The sequence below is a fragment of the Rhodohalobacter sp. genome, from assembly GCF_041686455.1.
Lineage (GTDB): Bacteria > Bacteroidota > Rhodothermia > Balneolales > Balneolaceae > Rhodohalobacter.
In genome coordinates this window covers 1-6,765 of the sequence record NZ_JAWLDW010000135.1, presented here as the reverse complement: position 1 = coordinate 6,765, position 6,765 = coordinate 1, and the positions used below count along the sequence as shown (strand labels likewise).

4 protein-coding genes are annotated in these 6,765 nt (G+C 46.1%); 3 read left to right on the top strand and 1 reads right to left on the bottom strand.

The genetic code is table 11. The annotated features are described in order from the left end of the window. The first annotated feature begins 289 nt into the window (after positions 1 to 289). On the top strand, positions 290 to 1,252 hold the full coding sequence (locus ACESM0_RS12030) for an integron integrase (protein ID WP_372906454.1): 963 nt from the start codon (positions 290 to 292) through the stop codon (positions 1,250 to 1,252). 66 nt (positions 1,253 to 1,318) lie between these two features. On the opposite strand, the gene ACESM0_RS12025 is transcribed toward ACESM0_RS12030, so the two are convergent. After that, complete coding sequence (locus tag ACESM0_RS12025) at positions 1,319 to 3,397, bottom strand: S9 family peptidase (RefSeq protein WP_372906453.1); 2,079 nt, start codon at positions 3,395 to 3,397, stop codon at positions 1,319 to 1,321. Between the two features lie 580 nt (positions 3,398 to 3,977). Here ACESM0_RS12025 and ACESM0_RS12020 point away from each other — a divergent pair. Then, positions 3,978 to 4,805 carry a 5'-nucleotidase, lipoprotein e(P4) family gene (locus tag ACESM0_RS12020; protein ID WP_372906452.1) on the top strand — a complete coding sequence of 276 codons (828 nt, stop codon included), beginning with the start codon at positions 3,978 to 3,980 and terminating at the stop codon, positions 4,803 to 4,805. 109 nt (positions 4,806 to 4,914) lie between these two features. Then, positions 4,915 to 6,378, top strand: coding sequence for an alkaline phosphatase (locus ACESM0_RS12015; protein WP_372906451.1), 1,464 nt, complete (start codon positions 4,915 to 4,917; stop codon positions 6,376 to 6,378). Positions 6,379 to 6,765: the final 387 nt, after the last annotated feature.

Below are 6,765 nucleotides of genomic sequence, written 5' to 3'. Positions count from 1 at the left end.
TACCTCCATATTCATCTAGTCTGTCTAGAACATACATAATTATAACAGATAATAGAAGTGAAAATTGCTTGTGGCAAAAATGAGTTTTCGAAACATAACATGTATTTATTCACCCAAATCTTAGGGCTTAATCTAGTTGCATTATAGTTTAAAGCTTTTAATACGACAAATAGAAAAACTGATTGGTTAAATAAAATTCTCGCAGGTTAAATAAAAGGGTCAAATAATAGGGTTAAATAAATTTTTTTGTAAGGAAATCACCATTTTGCACTCATACATATAAAAAGGTATGGGTAAACGTAAATTATTGGACCTGATTAAACGAGAAATCAGAAGACGAAATTATAGTTACAGCACGGAAAAAACATATTGCCAATGGGTTGTCAGGTATGTTCGGTATCATAATCTCACTCATCCCCGTGAACTGGGAAATCGAGACATTGTTAAATATCTGAACTATCTGGCTAACGAGTGCAATCTTGCCGCATCAACACAAAATCAGGCACTCTCGGCTCTGGTATTTCTCTATGAGCATGTTTTAGAAATTCCAGTCGGAGAGTTGAAAAAACTAAAACGCGCAAAAAAGCCAAAGAGACTGCCCGTGGTTCTATCTAAGGAACAAGCCCTGGCAATTATCAATGAGATGAGCGGTGTAAATCAAATGATTCTGGAGCTCATATATGGAGCCGGGTTACGAATTTCTGAAGTACTTAGTCTTAGAATTCAGGATGTAGACTTTGCGTACCGCCAAATTACTGTTTGGAATGGCAAAGGAAGAAAAGACCGCATCACGATGTTGCCTGATCGGGTAATACCAAAACTCAAAATTCATATCGAGAAAGTGAGACGACTTCATCGGTCAGATTTGAGAAAAGGTTTTGGGAAGACGATTCTGCCTAAAGCTCTGTCAAAAAAGTATCCCGGCGCTGAGGAGAAATTTATTTGGCAATACCTGTTTCCGGCCAGAAACAGGCGTAAAGATCCCCGTTCAGGTATAAGACATCGATATCATATTTCTGCAAAAAATGTCCGGCTCGAATTGAGACGCGCATCAAATATTCTGAACATACCGAAACGTGTAACCCCACATACATTCCGTCACTCGTTTGCCACACATTTGCTGAAAAACGGCTACGACATCCGCACCGTCCAGGAGCTGCTTGGCCACAAGAGTGTAAAAACAACGATGATCTACACGCATGTTCTGAATCGGGGAGGTAAAGGTGTACAAAGTCCTCTTGATCAGGGATGAGAAAACAAAAAACCCGGACTGATGAGCCCGGGCTTTTGAATCTGTTTAATATTATAAACTTTATCTTTAGTCACGTGTTGGAATTGGTGCATCCCAGTGCGGCATCTCCGCGGAAGCATCGCCCGTCATCAGGTAGGTGTCAAACCACTCCAGCATTCGGTAGTTGTAATCGAACTTGGAGGCTGAACGGGAGTTTCCGTGCCCCTCACCGGGATACCAGACCAGTCGAACCGGAACATCCGGCTTGCGAACTTTCAGATGGCGATAAAGCTCGAGTGACTGTGCCGGGTGTACGCGGGTATCTTCAGCGCCGTGCATAATCAGTGTTGGAGTTTCTGCTCGGTCTACCCAATAGATCGGGCTTCGTTTCAGGTAGTCCATCCATTTGGCGTCGGATTCCCACATGCGCTCTCGTGAGTGTACCAGGTAGAGTTCATTCGGAATATCACTGGTTCCCCATTTGGAGAGGTTATTGCTGATACCAACAAACATTACGGATGCGGCAAAGCGGTCGCTGTAGTAGGTGCTCATCCAGGCAGACGCGTACCCGCCATAAGATCCGCCGGTAACGCCAATTCGGTCTTCATCGGCAATTCCCTGGTCAATCAGGTAGTCCACGCCGTCCACGACATCATCAAACTCTTTTCCGGCAAGGTCGCCTTGGCTGCTGTAGGCAAACTCAACGCCGCGTCCGGTGCTTCCGCGATAGTTCGGATAAAAAACGGCATATCCTTTTGCGGTAGCCATCTGTCCCGGACTGGAGTAACCGGTCTGCCAGCCATTGCTGTAATGTGCTTCCGGGCCACCGTGTACAACCGTGATAACCGGTACTCGCGTACCATCTTCGTAGCCAACGGGATACATCAGCATTCCTTCAATCTCAAACTCGCCGTCGCGGGCAGTGTATCGAACCACTTCCTGGTTGCCCAGTTCAACCTCTTCAAGCCACGGATTGTGGTCAGTAGCTTTCTGAGGCTGTGCGTTACGCGCGCGGCTCAAGGTATATACTTCGTTAGGATGTGAAGGTGAACTCGCCACGAACGAAATCATTCCATCAGATGAGCGGGAGAAAGATGAAATAGCATGTGCATCAGCATTGAAAAGCACACTTTTATTGGCTCCGTTCGGCCGAATGGTACCCAACATTGTGTTTGTGCCCTGACTTGCCAGGAAGTGAATTTCGTTATTGGACGTCCACTCTATCTGTTCATATTTGCCTTCAAAACCTTCATCGATATTCTCAGGAGTTCCGCCTTCGGCAGACACAATTTTAAGGCGTCCGTCAGTCGGGTCGTTGATATCGTAGGCGGTTCTCAAGGCCAGCTGCTCACCATTCGGGCTCCACTTGAACTCGCCAAGTTTTCCTTCGTTGTTTACCTCAGCAATAATATCCCGGGTGCGGTAATCAACAATAAATACCTGCTGTTTCATATAGAAGTCATCCACCTCAGGTGTTGGCGCTGCGGAAACGGCAAGCTTGCTTCCGTCCGGACTCCATTCAACCATATAGATGGAGCCGTCTACATTCAGCTGATGAGGTTCGTGGTCTTCAACAGTTACATTGGTAATATATGCTTTTCGATTGGTTTGATTCTCTTCATACACATCGGCCGTGTACGGCAGCGGTGAATCGGATTCCTCAGCAGCATTAAAAGCGGTGAACGCTACGTGATTTCCATCATTGTGCCAGGTGTAGGAGACAATATTGCGCTCAAAGCCGAAAAGCTGTACAGCTTCTCCTCCATCCAGTGGCAGTTCATACAGTGCCCGGCCGTTATCTCCGTCGCGGCTGGCCAGGAACGAGATACTGTTATGATTAGGTCTGAACTGTACGGATGCTACCGAACCGGATGTGTAATACGGCTTGGTGGTGCCCTCGGCTACATCTAATACGTAGAGATGATTGCTGTTGCCGGCGTTTTCTTCGTACGGATCAGCCGGTACGCTCACGGTGTAGGCGATATGACTGCCATCATCGGAAATAACCGATCCGGAAACGGATTTCATTTTGGCTATATGCTCCGGGGTTACTTCCTGAGCCTGTAATGCCGAAAATGAAAGTAAAAATGTAAACCCAATCAGCAGGCTGAAAATTTTAGCCAAACTTTTCTGATTGGGAGCTCTATCATGTACTCTCAACTTCATAGTTTTATTCTTTTTCGTTACGGTTTAATGGATACATATTTAACGTGTGTTCGATATAAAATAAATGTAAAAGCATTGAAAAAGTCCCTTCCTTCTTCAAGGAGGGGATATAGGGGTGGTTAAATCCAAAATCGGATCAATTTTGAAGCCTGAAATCATCAAGACTACCTCCCCCAACCCCTCCTTACACCCCGACGTTTCGAGGGCAGGCAGGAGGGGAAAATTATATTCAATATACTTATCTCGAACTCACATTATTTAAAATATAATGAAAATGAGTTAGAGCTAAATACCCAGATTGAAAATGTGTTTTACTCATTTTTGGTCAACGTGTTTTGTATTTTAAAGATGTTCTTAATAACCTCAGTTCGATTAATAATCTTATTTAAACCAATGAAGAATTCTCCCCTAACAAGGGGAGCTAAAGAGGGGTGTCTATCGGGTTTTTCATAAATCTTATGAACATCCCCCTCAATCCCCCTTTGTTTAGGAGGACTTTTGATGTCATTGTCTCAGAGTCGAACTCAGGTTAATAAGTGACTCAACGTTTATTTATCAGACCTGAAAACCGGTTAACAACATGAAAAAAAGTATACTGCCAGTTCTATTCATCGCCCTGTTTACGGCTTGTCAAACCTCAAACCAGACCGTAGACTATTCCAACAACACCCTCTACTCCACTCTTTGGATTCAGACGGCCGCTGAGTACGAAGCTCTAACATATCAGGCGTACAATACGGCTGAATCCCTTCTTCCGGTTGCTCTTGAAGACTCGTCATGGACGGCTTCTTTGGAACAGGAAGACCCCTATTTCGACAAACCGCCGGCCATAATTCTGGATCTGGATGAAACAGCTATTGACAACTCCTTTTATGAGGCGAGGGGTATTTTGGATCAAACCGGTTATGACGCCGTAACATGGAATAACTGGGTGCGGGAGGCCGAAGCTGAAGCAATAAAAGGAGCTCTAGAGCTTACGAATGATGCAAATGACCTGGGAATTGCCGTTTTCTATATCACCAACCGGGATGCAGAAGTTCAGCCCTATACGGAGCAAAATTTACTTGAATTGGGCTTCCCTGTTGAAGAAGGCTCGGTAATGAGTAACGGCGGCCAACCCGATTGGACCTCAGCGAAAATAAACCGAAGGAAAGTGGTAACTGAGAATTACAGAGTTCTGATGCTTTTTGGCGACGACCTCAATGATTTTGTGCCGGCCCGGGAAATTTCTATCGACGAACGAAAGGCGTTGGCCGAGCAATATTCGGATCATTGGGGGGTTAAGTGGTTTGTACTGCCCAATCCAAATTACGGTTCCTGGGAACGAGCTCTTTATACAGGCGATGAACAAACGGAAGAAGAGATGCAAGAAACCAGACTCAACCTTTTGAAAGATAAGCGTAATTGAGTTCGTAAAAGATTTAACAATTTCTTGATTCGCCTTTTAGTCAGGGAGTTCGTTTTTTAAGAGATAACTATGTTAAACCTGATTATTTAAAAACCAAAAACATCCATCCATGAGTAAAAAAGGATTTAGCCGATTAGAATTTTTGAAAGCCGGGGCCATGTCTACCGCTGCATTGGGAACCGGGGCACTCGGACGAACATTTCAAAAACCGGATACAAAAAAATCATCCTTTGGGGATGCAAAAAATGTCATCTTTCTGGTTGTGGATGGGATGAGCGCGGGTACCCTGGCCCTGGCCGACCTGCTTAAACAGCGGCAGTATGGAGAAAAAACCAACTGGATTAAACTGTATGAGTCTGACCGTGAGTATCATCGCGGGCTGATGGATATGGCTTCTCTAAATTCAGTGGTAACGGGATCGGCCGCGGCGGCGTCATCATGGGGAAGTGGTAACCGAATTAACAACGGAGCCTTAAATACAGGACCCAACGGCGAAGAGTATAAAACCATTTGCGAAATTTTCCGAGATGCGGGGAAGGCAACCGGATTGGTAACCTCAGCGCGTATTACCCATGCTACTCCTTCAGGATTTGGAATTAATATGCCGTCGCGAGGTATGGAAGATGAAATTGCTGAGCAGTATGCTGAGCGGGGTTATGATCTGCTGATGGGTGGAGGCGCTCGTCACTTTTCGGCAGATAGCCGGGACGACGGCAAGGACCTCTACTCTGTCTTTGAGCAGAACGGTTACACGGTGGCAAGAAATAGGACAGAGATGAATCGTGCAACCCGGAACAGTAAACTCCTGGGAGTGTTTTACGATTCGCATCTGCCTTACATGGTTGATCATAATACGCTGCCTGAACTTCAGGAGAGAGTTCCCACGCTCGCCGAGATGACAAAAACAGCGCTGGATAGACTGAACAGAAATGAAAACGGATTTATCCTTCAGGTTGAAGGCGGGCGGGTGGATCACGCCGCACACGGTAATGACCCTGCCGGACTGATTTACGATCAGATCGCTTTTGATGATACCATCAAAGAAGTGATGGACTTTACCGAGAGCCGTGACGATACACTGGTTATTCTGACGACGGATCATGGTAATGCAAATCCCGGACTGAGCGGGCTTGGCTCCGGTTACGGTGACTCACCTGCCATGCTGGATACGATTCAGGATTACCGCCACAGTTTTGAGTGGATGTACAGTGAGATGGGCTATCATTGGTCGGACGATTCGCTTGAAGGTGTTACCGTAAAGGATATTATGGACCACGTGGAGTACGCCATGAACACCAAAATTACCCGAGAACAAGGATTGATGCTGAAACAGGCTTTTCAGGGAACATTCCGCTCGCCGTTCCGGAATCGTCAGCAGCCATCGGGAGTGTTGTCGGGCGTACTGGCCAACTACAACGGGATTAATTTCATTAGCACAAACCATACGGCCGATTATGTAGAGATAGCTGCCTGGGGCCCCGGAAGTGATCAAATCCCAACATTTGTACGAAATACCGCACTCTTCGACCTGATGGTGGATATGGCCGATGTGCGAGCGTACGCCACAGGCTAAAAATCCTCGACCTCGTCAGACGGCTTCCCGCCGTCAGACGAATGATTCATATGGCGTATCTGACAAAGACCTCCCCTCACGCCTGCCCGGAGCGCTTCGGGGAGAGGGGATTGAGGGGTGTGTTCAAAAGGTTTGGTTGAAACCTCGAAATCAAACGACTCACTCGGGTTGCTATCAAAATTCGTCCATGAGTTGTACCGCCTCATTGCTACTAGTTATTTCAAACGAATCCCTCTGTTCGGCGGTGTTTATCGTGATCCTCATACCCCGGGTTTCGCTGTGCTTCACCCGGGGCTTTTATAAAAAAGAAAGTCAAGAACATTTTTTCCCCGTGATGTCCCGATTCGCTTTTGACTTTTCAGGACACCCTTTCTTACAGGCAATGAT